This is a genomic window from Povalibacter sp. (genome assembly GCF_036520495.1).
GTDB lineage: Bacteria > Pseudomonadota > Gammaproteobacteria > Steroidobacterales > Steroidobacteraceae > Steroidobacter.
Genome location: NZ_DATDJO010000034.1, coordinates 85,915 through 103,161 on the forward strand (window position 1 = coordinate 85,915; position 17,247 = coordinate 103,161).

At 62.1% G+C, this 17,247-nt stretch carries 15 protein-coding genes and 1 tRNA gene; 1 reads left to right on the forward strand and 15 read right to left on the reverse strand.

Annotated features, from left to right (window positions below; genetic code table 11):
• Position 1 precedes the first annotated feature (1 nt).
• The 8 genes from VIZ63_RS12535 to ftsH all read right to left on the reverse strand — a co-directional run bounded on the left by VIZ63_RS12535 (position 2) and on the right by ftsH (position 6,744).
• Positions 2 to 505 (reverse strand): NADH-quinone oxidoreductase subunit B family protein, encoded by a 504-nt coding sequence (locus VIZ63_RS12535; protein ID WP_349261181.1) that lies wholly within the window; start codon positions 503 to 505, stop codon positions 2 to 4.
• Positions 496 to 852: an NADH-quinone oxidoreductase subunit A gene (locus VIZ63_RS12540; protein ID WP_331609975.1), complete on the reverse strand. Its 357-nt coding sequence runs from the start codon at positions 850 to 852 to the stop codon at positions 496 to 498. The genes VIZ63_RS12535 and VIZ63_RS12540 overlap by 10 nt, the downstream gene beginning before the upstream one ends.
• A 224-nt stretch (positions 853 to 1,076) precedes the next feature.
• A tRNA-Leu gene (locus VIZ63_RS12545) sits at positions 1,077 to 1,161 on the reverse strand.
• 46 nt (positions 1,162 to 1,207) lie between these two features.
• Positions 1,208 to 1,591 (reverse strand): preprotein translocase subunit SecG, encoded by a 384-nt coding sequence (secG, locus tag VIZ63_RS12550; RefSeq protein WP_331609977.1) that lies wholly within the window; start codon positions 1,589 to 1,591, stop codon positions 1,208 to 1,210.
• A gap of 42 nt (positions 1,592 to 1,633) precedes the next feature.
• On the reverse strand, positions 1,634 to 2,404 hold the full coding sequence (gene tpiA, locus VIZ63_RS12555; protein WP_331609978.1) for a triose-phosphate isomerase: 771 nt from the start codon (positions 2,402 to 2,404) through the stop codon (positions 1,634 to 1,636).
• Between the two features lie 126 nt (positions 2,405 to 2,530).
• On the reverse strand, positions 2,531 to 3,868 hold the full coding sequence (gene glmM, locus VIZ63_RS12560; RefSeq protein WP_331609979.1) for a phosphoglucosamine mutase: 1,338 nt from the start codon (positions 3,866 to 3,868) through the stop codon (positions 2,531 to 2,533).
• On the reverse strand, positions 3,865 to 4,680 hold the full coding sequence (gene folP / locus VIZ63_RS12565) for a dihydropteroate synthase (RefSeq protein WP_331609981.1): 816 nt from the start codon (positions 4,678 to 4,680) through the stop codon (positions 3,865 to 3,867). Before folP ends, glmM begins: the two co-directional genes overlap by 4 nt.
• Positions 4,681 to 4,827: 147 nt before the next feature.
• Entirely contained in the window at positions 4,828 to 6,744 is a 1,917-nt protein-coding gene (gene ftsH, locus VIZ63_RS12570; RefSeq protein ID WP_331609982.1) for an ATP-dependent zinc metalloprotease FtsH, read from the reverse strand.
• 525 nt (positions 6,745 to 7,269) lie between these two features.
• On the opposite strand from ftsH, the gene VIZ63_RS12575 reads away from it, so the two are divergent.
• Positions 7,270 to 7,578, forward strand: coding sequence for a YhbY family RNA-binding protein (locus VIZ63_RS12575; RefSeq protein WP_331609983.1), 309 nt, complete (start codon positions 7,270 to 7,272; stop codon positions 7,576 to 7,578).
• Here the strand turns inward: VIZ63_RS12575 and VIZ63_RS12580 are convergent.
• From VIZ63_RS12580 to dnaK, 7 genes are all read right to left on the reverse strand, one after another.
• Entirely contained in the window at positions 7,559 to 7,969 is a 411-nt protein-coding gene (locus tag VIZ63_RS12580; protein WP_331609985.1) for a DUF4149 domain-containing protein, read from the reverse strand. The genes VIZ63_RS12575 and VIZ63_RS12580 overlap by 20 nt on opposite strands.
• A 4-nt stretch (positions 7,970 to 7,973) precedes the next feature.
• Entirely contained in the window at positions 7,974 to 8,450 is a 477-nt protein-coding gene (gene greA / locus VIZ63_RS12585) for a transcription elongation factor GreA (RefSeq protein ID WP_331609986.1), read from the reverse strand.
• Entirely contained in the window at positions 8,447 to 11,671 is a 3,225-nt protein-coding gene (carB, locus tag VIZ63_RS12590; RefSeq protein WP_331609987.1) for a carbamoyl-phosphate synthase large subunit, read from the reverse strand. The genes greA and carB overlap by 4 nt, the downstream gene beginning before the upstream one ends.
• A gap of 26 nt (positions 11,672 to 11,697) precedes the next feature.
• Entirely contained in the window at positions 11,698 to 12,888 is a 1,191-nt protein-coding gene (gene carA, locus VIZ63_RS12595; protein ID WP_331609988.1) for a glutamine-hydrolyzing carbamoyl-phosphate synthase small subunit, read from the reverse strand.
• Between the two features lie 205 nt (positions 12,889 to 13,093).
• Positions 13,094 to 13,909, reverse strand: a complete 816-nt coding sequence (gene dapB, locus VIZ63_RS12600) for a 4-hydroxy-tetrahydrodipicolinate reductase (protein ID WP_331609989.1) — start codon at positions 13,907 to 13,909, stop codon at positions 13,094 to 13,096.
• 4 nt (positions 13,910 to 13,913) lie between these two features.
• On the reverse strand, positions 13,914 to 15,047 hold the full coding sequence (dnaJ, locus tag VIZ63_RS12605; protein WP_331609991.1) for a molecular chaperone DnaJ: 1,134 nt from the start codon (positions 15,045 to 15,047) through the stop codon (positions 13,914 to 13,916).
• A 174-nt stretch (positions 15,048 to 15,221) separates the two neighbouring features.
• The gene (dnaK, locus tag VIZ63_RS12610) at positions 15,222 to 17,153 is read right to left on the reverse strand and encodes a molecular chaperone DnaK (RefSeq protein WP_331609992.1); all 1,932 of its coding nucleotides are present in this window, start codon (positions 17,151 to 17,153) and stop codon (positions 15,222 to 15,224) included.
• Positions 17,154 to 17,247: the final 94 nt, after the last annotated feature.

The window sequence follows — 17,247 nt, forward strand, 5'->3', positions numbered from 1 at the left end:
ATTAGCGGGCGATGGTGCTGGTGCGACGAATCTTGTTCTGGAGCTGCAGAATACCGTACAGCAGTGCTTCCGCCGTTGGCGGACATCCAGGCACATAGACATCGACGGGAACGATGCGATCACAGCCGCGTACGACTGCATATGAATAGTGATAGTAGCCGCCGCCGTTGGCGCACGAACCCATCGAGATGACCCAACGCGGTTCGGGCATCTGGTCGTAGACCTTGCGCAAGGCGGGCGCCATCTTGTTGACGAGCGTACCGGCCACGATCATCACATCCGACTGACGCGGGCTGGGGCGGAACACGACGCCGAAACGATCCAGATCGTAGCGCGCCGCACCGGCGTGCATCATCTCGACCGCACAGCACGCGAGACCGAACGTCATCGGCCACATCGAACCGGTGCGTGCCCAGTTGACGAGCTTGTCGACCGAGGTGGTGGCGAAGCCGCGTTGCGGCGACACCGCATCCGGCGTCTCAGCGGTTGGAGCAATCAGTCCCATTCGAGCGCGCCCTTCTTCCACTCGTACACGAAACCCACGACCAGGATCAGCAGGAAGAATCCCATCGCGACCAGCCCGACCGTACCAACGGCATCGAGCGACACCGCCCATGGAAACAGGAATGCGATTTCCAGATCGAAGACGATGAAGAGAATCGCAACCAGGTAGTAACGCACGTCGAACTTCATGCGCGCGTCGGAGAACGGCTCGAATCCGCATTCATAGGCGGAGAGCTTCTCGCTGTCGGGACGTCGCGGTCCGAACAGAAAGCCCAGTGCGATAAGCACCGAGCCAAGCGCGGCGGCGACGCCCAGAAAGATCAGAATGGGTACGTAGTTTTGCAGCATCACACGGACTCTCGGTGCCGGGCCCGGCACCGGGCGCGAATTGTATCAGGGACGTTGCGGCGCAGTAACCCCGCATTGCATACACGAGTCATTACACAGTGATAAACATGCACGCATGACTGCCGTGCTGATACCGGCGACGGAATGCGCGAATGGAATTGCTGCAGGAAAATCTGCTTTGTCTCTTTGGATCCCAAGAGAAAAGCAGCAAAAGAGAAGGAAATTGGTGCGGATGAGAGGACTCGAACCTCCACGGATTGCTCCACTACCACCTCAAAGTAGCGTGTCTACCAGTTCCACCACATCCGCACCGAGGTCAAATCAATTCGGTGCTACCGCCTGCCGACGGTCTTGATTATTGCCTGTTCTGTTCCTGCGCCGGTTTCGTTGCCGGAGGTTCAACCTGCTGTGTCGCATCGGACGGCAAGTCCGGCAATGCCGGTGCTTCGCTCGACTGCGTCGTCTGCGCGCGATCGACCACGCTCTTCGCGTCGTCGGGTTTGCGACCGCCCATGTAAGCCAGTGCCAGGCTCGTCGCAAAAAACAATGCGGCCAGCGTAGCTGTCGTACGTGACAGGAACGATGCCGATCCTCTCGAACCGAACACTGTGCCCGATGCGCCCGCGCCGAATCCAGCACCGGCGTCGGCACCCTTGCCGCGCTGGAGCAGCACCAGTCCGACGATCGCCGATGCGATCAGGACGTGTACTACGATAGATGCTGTATGTAACCAGTTCATGTCGCTTCCGCGCTCAATTCTCGGTGTCCGATCAGGTTGCTCTCAATGAGCCTGCGCCGCGGCGCAGATTTTCAGAAACTCATCCGCCTTCAACGATGCGCCGCCGATCAATCCACCATCGACATCGGGCATCGAAAAAATCTCGGCCGCATTGCCTGCCTTGACGCTGCCGCCGTACAGGATCCGTAAAGCGGCGGCGATCTTACCACCACTGGCACTTTCCCGTGCGGCCACGGTGGCCCGGATATGCGCATGAACTTCCTGTGCCTGCGCAGCCGTTGCATTCTTGCCGGTGCCGATAGCCCACACCGGTTCGTAGGCAAGCACCGCGTTGCGCATCGCATCGACGCCAGCGAGGTCGAGCACCGTCGCGAGCTGTCGCGAGATGACCGCCATCGTCTGTCCGCGCTCGCGCTCCTCCAGCAGCTCGCCGACGCACAGAATCGGAATCAGGCTCTGCGCCTGGGCCGCGAGAAATTTCCGCGCCACCAGCGAGTCGTCTTCCTTGTAGTGATGACGGCGTTCCGAATGACCGACGATCACGTACTTGCAACCGACGTCCTTGAGCATCGCGGCCGACACTTCGCCCGTGAATGCTCCGATCGATTCGGCACAGACCGACTGCGCTCCGAGCACGACACTCGATTCTTTGAGCAGCCGCCCTGTCTCCCACAGATAAACCGCGGGCGGGCACACAGCGATGTCACACACCGGCTGCGCCGGCAGACCGAGCAGCAACGCCTCGATCAGATCGGCGTTTTCGGCGCGCGACCCGTGCATTTTCCAGTTCCCGGCGACGAAGGGCCGACGCATCGTTAGTCCTTTGAGTCCGAGGTAGAAAATCGTCCAGCGAGGAATACGCTGAGCGGGCTTGCCCAAAAAAGGCGCGGCAGCTTAACGGTCGTTCGCCGGGAAATCAAACCGGCGTCAGCACTTTACTCAAGCCACCTGCGCGGCAGCGACCACCGATGCCGCGATGCTGCCCGCAAGTTCGCGGACCAGTTTCTCATCGCTGCCTTCGACCATCACGCGAATGACCGGCTCGGTACCGGATGGCCGCAGCACGATCCTTCCGGTGTCTCCGAGACGCCGCTCGGCGTGGGAAACGGCTTCCTGGACCAGGGGCGATGCGGTGACGTCGAACTTGCGCACCATCCGCACGTTCTCCAGGACCTGCGGGTACTTGGGCATCGGCGCTGCCAGTTCGGCCAGGCTGCAACCGGTCTGCTTCATGATCGCCAGCACCTGCAGCGCGCTGATGATGGCATCGCCAGTCGTGGTGCGGTCGAGACACAGCAAGTGCCCCGAGGTTTCCCCACCCAGCGTGCCGCCGGTGGCCTTGAGCATTTCCATTACGTAGCGGTCGCCCACCCTGGCGCGCTTGAACGGGATACCGACCTTGGCCAGCGCGTGTTCGAGGCCCAGATTGCTCATGACCGTACCCACCACAGGGCCGTTGAGCTGATTCTGCTCGTGGCGCGCCCGGGCAATGATGTACAGCAACTGATCGCCGTCGACGATGCGCCCCAGATGATCGACCATGACGAGCCGATCGCCATCGCCATCGAGTGCAATACCGACTTGCGCGCGCACGCCCGGCACGGTCAGCTGCAGCAGCTCCGGCGAAGTCGACCCGCAATTCAGATTGATGTTGCGGCCGTTGGGGGAGCATCCCACGGGCACGATCTCGGCGCCGAGGTCGGTCAGGATGCGTGGGCCAACTTTGTAACCCGCGCCATTCGCGCAATCGATGACGATCTTGAAATCGCCGAGATCCAGACCGGGCACCGTCGAGGCGCAGAACTCCTGGTAACGGACGCGGGACTTGTCCATGCGCGTCGCTCGGCCGAGCTGGCTCGATTCGCGCGTGACCGGCGGCTCTGCGAGATGCCTCTCGATTTCCGCTTCGATGTCATCCGACAGCTTGCCGCCCGTGCCATCGAAGAACTTGATGCCGTTGTCTTCGAAAAGATTGTGCGACGCGCTGATCACGACGCCGAAATCGCACTCGAACCGCTTCGTCAGGTAAGCGACGCCCGGAGTGGGCAATGGACCCATCAGGATGACGTTGACACCCGCCGCGACGAAGCCGGCTTCCAGGGCCGCTTCGAACATGTAGCCCGACAATCGCGTGTCCTTGCCGACGAGCACCGTTCCCCCATTGGGCGCCAGCACTCGGGCCGCAGCACTGGCAAGGTGCAGGGCGAAATCGACGGTCATTGGATGATGACCCACGTGACCACGGACCCCATCCGTGCCGAAGTACTTGCGGCTCACAATCGTTCTCCCTCGTCTGTTTCTGCAATTCGATAACCCGACGTTCTGAGTGCCGTGACAATTTTCACGGCATCGATCGTCGCTGCCACATCGTGCGTTCGCACGATATGCGCACCTGCCAGGACGGATGTCACCGCTACCGCGAGACCACCCGCCAGCCTTTCACCCACTGGCCTGCCCAGCAGAGTAGCGAACATCGACTTCCTGGAGACGCCAATCAAGAGCGGACGTCGCAGTTCGAGCAACTGTGGCAGCGCGGCAAGCAACTGCATGTTGTGTTCGATCCGCTTGCCGAAGCCTATCCCTGGATCCACCACGATCCGGTCGCTGGCAATGCCCGCCGACTCACAGGCAGTGATCCGCTCCAGTAAAAAACGCTGCACATCAACCACTACATCGTCGTAGACCGGCTCAACCTGCATCGTGCGGGGCTCGCCCTGCATGTGCATCAGGCAGATCCCCGCATCGCTGGCGGCGGCCGCGTCGAGCGCACCGGCCTCCCGCAGAGCACGGACATCGTTGATGAACGTCGCACCAGCGCGCAATGCGGCACGCATGACTGCGGCCTTGCTCGTATCGACCGAGATCGGCACCCCGGTTCTTGCGGCCAACGCCTCCACGAGCGGGACAACACGCCGGACCTCTTCCTCTTCCGTGACGGCGCGCGCACCGGGTCGGGTCGATTCACCACCGATATCGATGATGCCAGCCCCCTCCTCCACCATCGCCAGCCCGCGAGCCAGCGCATCGTCAAAGCTCGAGAAGCGGCCGGCGTCGAAAAAGGAATCGGGCGTGACGTTGAGGATGCCCATGACCACGGGCGTCGACAGATCGAGCTGTTGTTTACCGCACTTGAGAAACATGAGGATGATTACTGGCGCATACGACCGGCTTCAGCCAGAAAAAACGATGCCGGCACAGAGGCCGGCATCGCGTCTTTCTGTAGCCTGTCCGGCCGTTCAGTGCTGGCTGGCCGGTTTACCGATCGGCGACTCGGGCGTCTCGTCGCGATCGGGATTCTTGCCGCCCATCGGGGGCGCATTGTCGTCCCATCCCGCGGGGGGCTGCGGTTCGCGGCCCTGCATGATGTCCCTGATCTGCGTCTCGTCGATGGTCTCGTACTTGATCAGCGCTTCGGCCATCTTGTGCAGCTTGTCCAGGTGCGTGTCCAGGACGTTTTTGGCGCGCTGGTAGTTCGAATCGATCAGGCTGCGGACTTCTTCGTCGATCGCATGCGCCGTGACATCCGACACCTGCTTGTGCTGGGTCACTGAGCGGCCGAGGAACACCTCGCCGGATTCTTCGCTGTACGTCAGCGGTCCGAGCCGATCCGAAAGACCCCAACGCGTGACCATGTTGCGGGCGATATCGGTCGCACGCTCGATGTCATTCGAGGCGCCGGTCGTCACCGACTCGGGTCCGAAAATGATTTCCTCGGCAAGGCGCCCGCCGAACAGCGTGGCGATCTTGCTCTCCAGGCGGCGCTTGCTGATGCTGTAACGATCCTGCTCAGGCAGGAACATCGTGACGCCCAGTGCGCGGCCGCGCGGGATGATCGTCACCTTGTAGACCGGATCGTGTTCCGGCACGGACAGACCAACGATCGCGTGTCCCGCTTCGTGATAGGCCGTGAGCTTCTTCTCCTGATCGTCCATCACCATGGAACGCCGCTCGGCGCCCATCATGATCTTGTCCTTGGCGCGCTCGAATTCGTCCATGGACACGGTGCGACGGTTCGCGCGCGCTGCGAACAGCGCCGCCTCGTTCACCAGGTTCGCGAGATCGGCACCGGAGAATCCAGGCGTACCGCGCGCGATGATCTGCGGACGAACATCTTCGGCCAGCGGCAGCTTGCGCATGTGGACCTTGAGGATCTGTTCGCGACCGCGCACGTCCGGCAGCGGCACGACGACCTGGCGGTCGAAACGGCCCGGACGCAGCAGCGCCGGATCCAGCACGTCAGGGCGGTTGGTCGCCGCGATGACGATCACGCCTTCCGTGCCTTCGAAGCCGTCCATCTCCACCAGCAGCTGGTTCAGGGTCTGTTCGCGCTCGTCATGACCGCCGCCCAGGCCAGCGCCGCGATGGCGGCCGACTGCGTCGATCTCGTCGATGAAGATGATGCAGGGCGCATGCTTCTTTGCCTGCTCGAACATGTCACGCACGCGGGAAGCACCCACGCCGACGAACATTTCGACGAAGTCGGAACCGGAAATCGTGAAGAACGGCACCTTGGCTTCGCCGGCAATGGCGCGTGCCAGCAGCGTCTTGCCCGTGCCGGGCGAACCGACCATCAGTACGCCGCGCGGAATCTTGCCGCCGAGGCGCTGGAACTTCGCCGGGTCCTTGAGGAACTCGACGATCTCGACGACTTCTTCCTTGGCCTCATCGACACCGGCCACATCCGCGAACGTGACCTGAACCTGATCCTCATTGAGGAGTCGCGCTCGACTCTTGCCGAATGACATGGCCCCACGACCGCCCGCACCGCCCTGCATCTGGCGCATGAAGTAAACCCAGACCGCTATCAGCAGCAGGATCGGGAAGGACGAAATGAGGAGCTGCGTCAGCAACGACTGACGTTCGGCCGGTGCTTTGCTGAACTTGATGTTGGCCTTGACCAGCGCGCCGATCAGATCGGAATAGTCGGTCTCGGGATTGTTGACCACGAAGCGCTCGCCGTTGCGGCGCTGCCCTCGCAGTTGGTCGCCCTTGAAGACGACCTCATCGACAGTGCCTGAACGGACTTCGTCCAGGAATGTCGAGTAGGGGATTTCGGGCTCCGCGCCGGCCCTCGTGCTGAAGTTGCTCACCACGGTGGCCACGACCACAGCGATGACAATCCACAGGACGATATTCTTTGCGAGATCGTTCAAGGTCGAATCCTCAAAAAGCCCTTACCGGTGCCTGTCCACATGTTTGCTCAATAACACTGCCGGGGCATGATGGCAGCGGGCGACTTCTCGCCGGCGCTGCCTGACCTGGGAGGGCCGGGCCGAACGCAGAAAGCATCCGCAAGAATGGTGTATGCATTTGACACTACACCATCCGCCTCGGCCATTGCCAGAACCCGTCGACGCTGCAGATGAGCTGAATGGGGTCGAACGTGGCGGAAACTGCAGCGCCCGACCCGGCTCGTCCCAACACCCACGTCGATTGCGTGCATTCCGCCCAACCCGCACGGAAAATACCGTGATAGTTCAATCAGATGCGTCTTCCGTTCTGGAAGACCGCGGGACGTTCCGTTCAAGGTGGGGGCTGGCGCCCACATTACAAGCAAAGAAGACCGGGCAAGACCATCACGGACCGGAAGCGAACTAGTGCCTGCGCATCACCTGATCGAGCCGGACACGCCGTCGATTTGATACGGTTGCGGCCTCTGAATCAGCAGCGATACCCGAATGACAACGGCGACACTCTCCGAGAAGCAACGTAAATACCTGCGCGGGCTGGGTCATGGGCGCGATCCCATCGTAATGATCGGACAGTCGGGCCTGTCGGCCGGCGTGACCAGGGAACTGGATCTCGCACTGGACACGCATGAGCTGGTGAAAGTTCGGGCCCGGGTCGGCGACCGCGAGCAACGCGATGCGATTTTCGCGCAGCTCACCGCTCAGACCGGCAGCTCGATGGTGCAGCGGATTGGCAACGTGGCTCTGCTTTATCGCCGCCACAAGGAAAAGCCGAAGATCATCTTGCCGGCCGATTGAACTTCCAGACGACGACCAGCATCGCAATGCACGCGAACAGGAAGCAGACCCCCGCGATTCCGTGCAGCACACCGAAGCGGGCCATGTCGCCAGCGGCACGGGCCCGCTCCATCAACGGCCCGAGCAGTACGTGACTGGCCAGCGGCAAGAGAGCCGCGATGAAGATCCATGAGCGGCCGGGCAGCACCAGCCTGCCGCTGAAGCCGAGCCCCAGCAGGACAGCGCCGATGACGACGCCGATCCAGGTCTCGATGAAAAAGAATCGCGCGGCGAGCTGACCCGCCACCCGGCGGTCGTCGAGCACCCCGAACAGTGACGGCGCGACGACGCCGCAGATCGTCCAGAGACTGCCGGCCCAGAACGCGATCAGGACAGACGCGACGCGCGACATCCGTTCAGACGTACTTCACCGAGACGATTTCGTACGACCGCGTGCCGTTGGGGGCCACCACGTCCACGACGTCCCCTTCCTGCTTGCCTACCAACGCGCGCGCGATTGGCGATGACACGGAAATCCAGCCATTGCGTATGTCCGCTTCGGCGTCACCCACGATCTGATAGACGACTTTGTTGCCGTCATCCTGATCTTCGAGATTGACGGTGGCGCCGAACACGACCTTGCTGCCCACCGAGACGCGGGTAATGTCGATGATCTCCGAGTTCGACAGATGGCTTTCCAGGTCCTTGATGCGGCCTTCGATGAAGCTCTGCTGCTCGCGCGCGGCGTGATACTCGGCGTTCTCACTCAAATCGCCGTGACTGCGGGCCTCGGCAATGGCCTGGATCACGCGCGGACGATCTTCTGTCTTCAACTTCTTGAGTTCGACGCGCAAACGCTCCGCGCCCCTAAGCGTCAATGGCAGGCGCTTCACGATGCGGCCTCCTCATGCAGATCCTGTAAACGGTTCACGTCAGTCTCATTGATATGCGCGATGGCATCGCAGGTAGCGAGACCGGCGGTCACTGTCGTGTAGTAAGTCACACGCTTGTGCACGGCCTCGCGACGGATGGAGCGCGATTCGAAAATCGCCTGCTTGCCTTCCGTCGTGTTGACGATGAGTGAGATCTCATCGTTCTTGATCATGTCGACAATGTGCGGGCGCCCGTCACGTACCTTGTTGGCGCGTCGGCACGGAATGCCGGCATCAGTGATCGCCTTGGCAGTCCCTTCGGTCGCCACGATCTCGAAGCCCTCCGCCACCAGACGGCGAGCGAGTGTGACGGCCGATGGCTTGTCGCGTTCGCGCACGCTGATCAGGCAGACACCGCGCGTCGGCAGCGTGACTCCGGATGCCAGCTGAGCCTTGGCATACGCTTCGCCAAACGAACGTCCGGTGCCCATCACCTCGCCCGTCGACTTCATTTCCGGACCGAGAATCGGATCCGATTCCGGGAATTTCGCGAACGGGAAGACCGCTTCCTTCACCGAGAAGAACTTCGGAATGCGTTCGGTCGTGAGACCCAGATCCTTGAGCTTGCTGCCCGTCATCACACGCGCAGCCATCTTGGCGATCTGCACACCGGTCGCCTTGGAGACGAACGGAACCGTTCGCGACGCGCGCGGATTCACTTCCAGGATGTAGATGATGCCGTTCTGAATCGCGAACTGGATATTCATCAGCCCGACCACGTTCAGGCCACGCGCCAGTTTGCGCGTCTGCTCGCGCAGCTCGGCCTGCAATTCAGCGCTCAGACTGTTCGGCGGCAATGAGCAGGCGGAGTCGCCTGAATGCACACCCGCCTGTTCGACGTGCTCCATGATGCCGCCGATATAGACGTCTTCACCGTCGCAGATGGCATCGACATCCACCTCGATCGCCAGATCGAGGAACCGATCGAGCAGCACCGGGCTGTCGTTGGACACCTTGACCGCATCGGTCATGTAGATGCGCAGATCTTCTTCGTTGAAGACGACTTCCATCGCCCGACCGCCCAGCACGTACGACGGACGCACCACCAGCGGAAAGCCGATCGTCTTGGACATCGCGATCGCCTGGTCTTCGGTGCGCGCAGTGCAGTTCGGAGGCTGTTTCAGGTTCAGCTTCTGCACGAGCTGCTGGAAGCGTTCGCGGTCTTCCGCAACGTCGATGGCATCCGGCGTCGTGCCGATGATCGGCGCACCCGCGGCTTCGAGCGCCCGGCACAGCTTCAGCGGCGTCTGACCGCCGTACTGCACGATCACACCCGCCGGCTTTTCCTTGTCGATGATTTCCATGACGTCTTCGAACGTCAGCGGTTCGAAATACAGGCGATCGGACGTGTCGTAGTCGGTCGACACCGTCTCCGGATTGCAGTTGACCATGATGGTCTCGAAGCCGGCCTCACGCAGAGCGAGCGCCGCGTGTACGCAGCAGTAATCGAACTCGATACCCTGCCCGATCCGGTTCGGGCCACCGCCGAGGATCATGATCTTCTTGCGGTCGGTTGGCTGCGACTCGCACTCCTCGTCGTACGTCGAATACATGTACGCCGTGGACGTCGCGAACTCCGCAGCACAGGTGTCGACGCGCTTGTAGACCGGACGGATACCCATGGTCGTGCGGCGACGGCGAACGCTCGCCTCGTCGAGACCGAGCAGCGTGGCAAGACGGCGATCGGAGAAGCCCTTGCGCTTCAGCGCCCGCACGCGATCGCGGTCGAACGCTTCCAGTCCCTGTGCCTGCACAGCCTGCTCCTCAACCATGAGGTCGGCGATCTGGGCGAGGAACCAGCGGTCGATCTTCGACAGCGAGTAGACCTCTTCCACGGTCCAGCCCGCACGCAGCGCATCGGCGGCGTAACGGATTCGATTCGGTCCTGGCATGCGCAATTCTTCACGCACGCGCTGTGCATCTTCGGCACTGAGCGGCAGCTTCAGGATCGGATCGATGCCATCGGCACCAGTCTCCATACTGCGCAGCGCTTTCTGCAGCGATTCCTGGAACGTGCGGCCCATGGCCATCGCTTCGCCGACGGACTTCATCTGCGTCGTCAGTCGATCGTTGGCGCCGGGAAATTTTTCGAACGTGAATCGCGGCACTTTCGTGACGACGTAGTCGATCGTCGGCTCGAACGACGCCGGGGTCGCGCCGCCCGTGATGTCGTTCTTGAGTTCGTCGAGTGTGTAGCCCACTGCCAGTTTGGCCGCGACCTTGGCGATCGGAAAACCCGTCGCCTTGGACGCGAGCGCTGACGAACGCGACACGCGCGGATTCATTTCGATGACCAGCAGCCGGCCGTCGTCGGGATTCAGGGCGAACTGAACGTTCGAACCACCGCACTCGACGCCGATCTTGCGCAGCACCGCGATCGACGCATTGCGCATGAGCTGGTATTCCTTGTCCGTGAGCGTCTGCGCCGGCGCCACGGTGATGGAGTCGCCCGTGTGCACGCCCATCGGATCGAAATTCTCGATCGAGCAGATGATGATGCAGTTGTCCTTGCGATCGCGGACGACTTCCATCTCGAACTCTTTCCAGCCGATCACGGATTCTTCGAGCAGCACTTCGCTGGTGGGCGAAGCCTCGAGGCCGCCCTCGACAATCTGTTCGAATTCTTCGCGGTTGTAAGCGATGCCGCCGCCCGAACCGCCCATCGTGAAGGACGGACGAATGACCGTCGGATAGCCGATCTCCGACTGCACCGCCAGCGCCTCTTCCATGCTGTGCGCAATGCGCGAACGCGGCGACTCCAGACCGATCTCGCGCATGGCATTGCGGAAGCGTTCGCGATCCTCGGCCATGTCGATGGCCTCGCGCGAGGCGGCAATCAGCTCGACGCCATGCTTCTCCAGCACGCCTTCGCGAACCAGATCGAGGGCGCAGTTCAGCGCCGTCTGACCACCCATGGTGGGCAGCAGCGCGCTGGGCTTTTCCTTCTCGATGATGCGTTCGACCGCCCGCCAGTTGACCGGCTCGATGTAGATGGCATCGGCGGTCTCCGGGTCCGTCATGATGGTGGCGGGATTGGAGTTCACGAGAATGACGCGATAGCCCTCCTCCTTGAGAGCCTTGCAGGCCTGTGCGCCTGAGTAGTCGAACTCGCACGCCTGCCCGATGACGATCGGGCCGGCGCCAATGATCAGGATGCTCTGCAGGTCAGTACGTTTTGGCATCTCAACTCTTGTCTGTAACTTTCGGCCTAGCGCTCTGCCACACGACGCGCGCCGTCTTTGGCCGCGGTCTGTGCATTGAGACGCTCATTGATCATGGCCACGAAGCGGCCGAAAAGGTCGCGCACCTCGTGCGGACCGGGACTCGCTTCCGGATGGCCCTGGAAACTGAAAGCCGGCCGATCCGTACGCTCGATGCCCTGCAACGAGCCATCGAAGAGCGACTTGTGTGTCACTTTCACGTTCGCGCCAAGCGTGGTCTCGTCGACGGCGAAACCGTGATTCTGGCTCGTGATCAGCACGCGGCCGCTCGCCAGCTCCTGCACCGGATGGTTCGCGCCGTGATGGCCGAACTTCATCTTGATCGTCTTCGCATCGCTCGCGAGACCCAACAACTGGTGGCCGAGACAGATGCCGAACACCGGGATATCGGTTTCAAGGAATTTGCGGATCGCATCGATCGCGTACGTGCAAGGCTCCGGATCGCCGGGGCCGTTCGACAGGAAGATACCGTCGGGGTTCATTGCCAGCACCTTGTCGGCCGGTGTCTGCGCCGGCACCACCGTGACGCGACAGCCGTAATCCGCCAGCAGGCGCAGGATGTTGCGCTTGATGCCGAAATCGTAGGCAACGACGTGCAGACGCTGACCGGGACGTTGCTTGGGCCCCTGCTCCAGCGCCCAGTTCGTGCCTTCGTTCCACTGGTACGTACGCTTGGTCGACACGACTTTCGCGAGATCCATGCCCTTCAGGCCGGGAAACTTGCGTGCGGCGTGAACCGCAGCCGTCGCGGTCGCCTTCTCGCCCGTCATGATGCAACCGGCGAGCGCGCCCTTCTCGCGCAGAATGCGCGTCAGTTTGCGGGTATCGATGTCGGCAATGGCCACGACCTTGCCGCGTTCGAGAAAGCTTTCCAGGGATTCCGACGCACGCCAGCTCGCGTAGGTCGCGGGCAGGTCGCGGATGATCAGGCCAGCGGCGCAGACGGACGCAGACTCCAGATCTTCCGGATTGGCTCCCGTGTTGCCGATGTGCGGATACGTGAGGGTCACGATCTGACGGCAGTAGGACGGGTCGGTCAGGATTTCCTGATAACCCGTCATTGCGGTGTTGAACACCACCTCACCCGTCGTATTGCCCTTGGCACCGATCGAGCGGCCAGAAAAAACCGTACCGTCTTCAAGCGCAAGTACAGCGGTCGTTCTGTCGCCTTGAGTCACTTCAGCTCCTGTCTATCATTTCCGGCGCGCGCACGAATAGCGGGAGAGGCTTTTGCCGGTCCCGCGCACTAGAAATATCGCCACGTGCTGAAGGCGGCAGTCTACGCGAGTGACCCAAGTGAGGGAAGCGGAAACTTCTGGAATGACACTGAGGAAAACCACGATGAGCGCGGTGAAATCCTCACACGACGTGAGGACCTGCGGCTTACGAAAGTCCCAGTACATCCTGCATCGAGTAGAGGCCCGGCTTGCGGCCATGGATCCAGCGAGCTGCAGCAACGGCACCGCGTGCAAACGCCATGCGATCGCTGGCGCGATGCGTCAATTCAATGCGCTCGCCAATTCCCGCGAACGTCACGGTGTGATCACCGACGACGTCGCCACCGCGAAATACCGAGAATCCTATTGCACCGCGTTCGCGAGCCCCGGTGTTGCCGTGCCGCGCGTACTCAGCTATCGCATCCAGCGTGACCTTGCGGCCCTCAGCCGCTGCTCGCCCGAGCGCCAGCGCCGTTCCCGATGGTGCATCCTTCTTGTTGCGGTGATGGGCCTCGAAGACTTCGATGTCGTAACCAGCGTCGAGCGTTGCCGCGGTCAGCTCGACCACCTTGAGCAGCAAAGTGACACCGAGACTCATGTTGGGTGCGCTCACGATCGCAATTTTCTGCGCGGCCGCTTCGATCTCAGCGCGCGCAGCGGCGTCGTGGCCGGTCGTACCGATGACCAGCGGACAACCAGCAGCGACGCATGCGCGCAGGTTTGCCGGCGTGCCTTCGGGCAGTGCGAAATCGATGGCCACATTCGCATCGCGGATGGCGTGACCCGCATCGGCGCTGATGAGCACGTTGCGTAACGCCGAGCCAGAGGGTTCGCCGGCATCCTTGCCGTTCCAGCGGCTTTGCACCGAGGCACTGGCACCGGTCAGTCGCGCATCCGGCACTTCATCCAGCGCGCTCAGCAATGCGCGGCCCATTCGGCCCGATACACCAAAGATCGCCACGCGCAGCATCGGATTCGTCATGGCGTCAGCTTCTGATGGTTTCGAAGAAACGCTTCACGCCGTCGAGCCAGGTGCGCTCGCGCGGACTGTGATTGTGCGCGCTGGTACGCATGGTCGCGTCGAACTGTCGCAGCAGATCGCGCTGCTCGTCCGTGAGATTGACGGGAGTCTCGACGACGATGCGACAGAACAGATCGCCCGTGGCGCCACCGCGAACGGGCTTGACGCCCTTCTCGCGCAACCGGAACACGCGTCCTGACTGTGTCTCGCTCGGGACCTTCAATTCGACGTTGCCGCCCAGGGTGGGTACTTCGACCGTACCGCCCAGCGCCGCTGTCGCGAAGCTCACCGGGACTTCGCACGAGAGATGACTGCCATCGCGCTCGAAAATCGGGTGCTCACGTACCCGGATCTCAACGTACAGATCGCCAGCCGGTCCGCCGTTGCGGCCCGCTTCGCCCTCGCCCGAGAGCCGGATCCGATCGCCATTGTCGACGCCTTGCGGCACTTTGACCGAGAGCGTCTTCTTGCGACGGATGCGCCCCTGACCGAGACAGCTGTCGCAGGGCTGAGTAATCACCTGGCCGCGGCCTTTGCAGCGCGGGCACGCCTGCTGAACTGCAAAGAACCCCTGCTGCATGCGGACCTGGCCTGAGCCATGACAGGTTTCGCAACTCGTAACTTTCGAGCCGGGCGCTGCGCCGCTGCCCTTGCAGGGCTCGCATTCGCCGAGTGTCGTGAACTCGACGCTGGCCTCGTGGCCGAACACGGCCTGCTCCAGATCCAGCTCCAGGTCGTAGCGCAGGTCGGCGCCACGAAACACCTGCTGACGTCCACCGCGTCTGCTGGCGCCAAAGATGTCACCGAAGACATCACCGAAAATATCGCTGAACGCATCGCCAGCGCCGAACCCGTTGCCGCTACCGCCGCGTGCCGCCAGGCCTTCATGACCGCTCTGATCATAGATGGCGCGCTTCTGCTCGTCCGTCAGCACCTCGTAGGCTTCCTTGGCCTCCTTGAACTTGTCCTCGGCCTCGTGATCGTCCGGATTGCGATCCGGGTGATATTTCATGGCCAGACGTCGATACGACTTCTTGAGTTCGGCCTCGGTGGCTGTGCGGGAAACCTCCAGCACTGTGTAGTAATCGCGCTTGGACATGTCGTAGCTATCGGCTGCCAGGTTTCGTAGTCATTGGTCGCTGTGAAATGGGCATCACTAGATGCAAGCTGGCCGCCGCGGAATCACGTCCCGCGGCGGCCACTGTGCCATCTATCATGCCGCGCTCTCTGCGGCATGCAAATCGATTCGGGTGCACTTTGCCCCGAATGCGGCTCAGTTGCCGGTCTTCTTGTCCTTGACCTCTTCGAACTCCGCGTCGAGCACATCATCCTGCTTGGCGCCGCTGGAGCCTGCCCCGGCCGCGCCTTCAGGCGCTGCACTATCGTCGGTCTGGGCATACGCCTGCTGAGCCAGCGCAGCCGCAGCCTCGGACAGCGCCGCAGCCTTCTTGTCGATGATGTCCTTGTCGTCGTCGGTAATGGCCTTCTTCAGATCGGACACGGCCGACTCGATCTTGGCGCGATCCGCACCCTGGACCTTGTCGCCGAGATCCTTCAGCGCCTTCTCGGACTGATGGATCAGTGCATCAGCCTTGTTGCGCGACTCGACCAGTTCGCGGAAGCGCTTGTCTTCTTCCGCGTGCGATTCGGCATCCGACACCATGCGCTTGATGTCATCTTCCGACAGACCGCTCGAGGCCTTGATGACGATCTTCTGTTCCTTGCTCGTGGCCTTGTCCTTCGCCGACACGTTGAGGATGCCGTTGGCATCGATATCGAACGTGACTTCGATCTGCGGCATGCCGCGCGGTGCCGGCGGAATACCTTCCAGATTGAACTGGCCGAGCGACTTGTTATCGCTCGAACGCTGGCGCTCGCCCTGGAGCACGTGAATGGTCACGGCACCCTGGTTGTCGTCCGCCGTCGAGAACGTCTGATTCGCCTTGGTCGGAATCGTGGTGTTCTTCTCGATGAGCTTGGTCATGACGCCGCCCAGGGTTTCGATGCCCAGAGACAGCGGGGTCACGTCGAGGAGCAACACGTCCTTCACTTCGCCGGAGAGAACGCCGCCCTGAATCGCGGCACCGACGGCCACGGCTTCATCCGGGTTGACGTCCTTGCGCGGCTCCTGGCCGAAGTAGTCCTTCACGGCCTTCTGCACGAGCGGCATGCGCGTCTGGCCACCGACGAGGATGACCTCGGAGATGTCCTTCAACGCCAGGCCCGCATCCTTCACAGCGACCTTGCACGGCTCGATCGTGCGCTGAACCAGCGACTCGACCAGCGATTCCAGCTTGGAACGCGTGAGCTTGATGCTGAGGTGCTTCGGACCCGATGCATCGGCCGTGATGTACGGCAGGTTGATTTCGGTCTGCTGGCTCGACGACAGCTCGATCTTCGCCTTCTCGGCAGCTTCCTTCAGGCGCTGCAGCGCGAGCGCGTCACGACGTACATCGACGCCGCTTTCCTTCTTGAACTCCTCGCCGAGGTAATCGATGAGGATCTTGTCGAAGTCCTCGCCGCCGAGGAACGTGTCGCCGTTGGTCGCGAGCACTTCGAACTGGCGCTCGCCATCGACGTCGGCGAACTCGATGATCGAGACGTCGAAGGTGCCGCCGCCGAGGTCGTACACGGCCACCTTGCGATCACCGCCCGACTTGTCGAGGCCATAGGCCAGCGCGGCCGCCGTCGGCTCGTTGATGATGCGCTTGACGGTGAGGCCCGCGATGCGGCCAGCGTCCTTGGTCGCCTGGCGCTGCTGGTCGTTGAAATACGCGGGCACCGTGATCACGGCTTCCGTGACCGGCTCGCCCAGGTAGTCCTCGGCCGTCTTCTTCATCTTCATGAGCACGCGCGCGGAAATCTCCGGCGGCGCCATTTTCTTGCCGTGGACTTCGACCCACGCGTCGCCGTTGTCGGCCTTGACGATGTGGTAAGGGACCATGCCCACGTCCTTCTGCACGACCGAGTCTTCGTACTTGCGCCCGATCAGGCGCTTGATCGCGTAGAGGGTGTTCTGGGGGTTGGTCACGGCCTGGCGCTTGGCCGACTGGCCGACCAGTGCCTCCCCGTCCTTGGTGAAGGCCACGATGGACGGCGTGGTGCGGTCGCCTTCGCTGTTCTCGATCACGCGGGGCTTGCCGCCGTCCATGATCGCGACGCAGGAGTTGGTGGTGCCGAGGTCGATGCCGATGACTTTTGCCATGGAACAGGCTCCGTGGAATCAGGAATTCGATGGCCGGTTAGTTGGGGGCCGGCCGGGCAGGATTCAAGTCAGTACGAGTCGCTGGGGGCCGGAT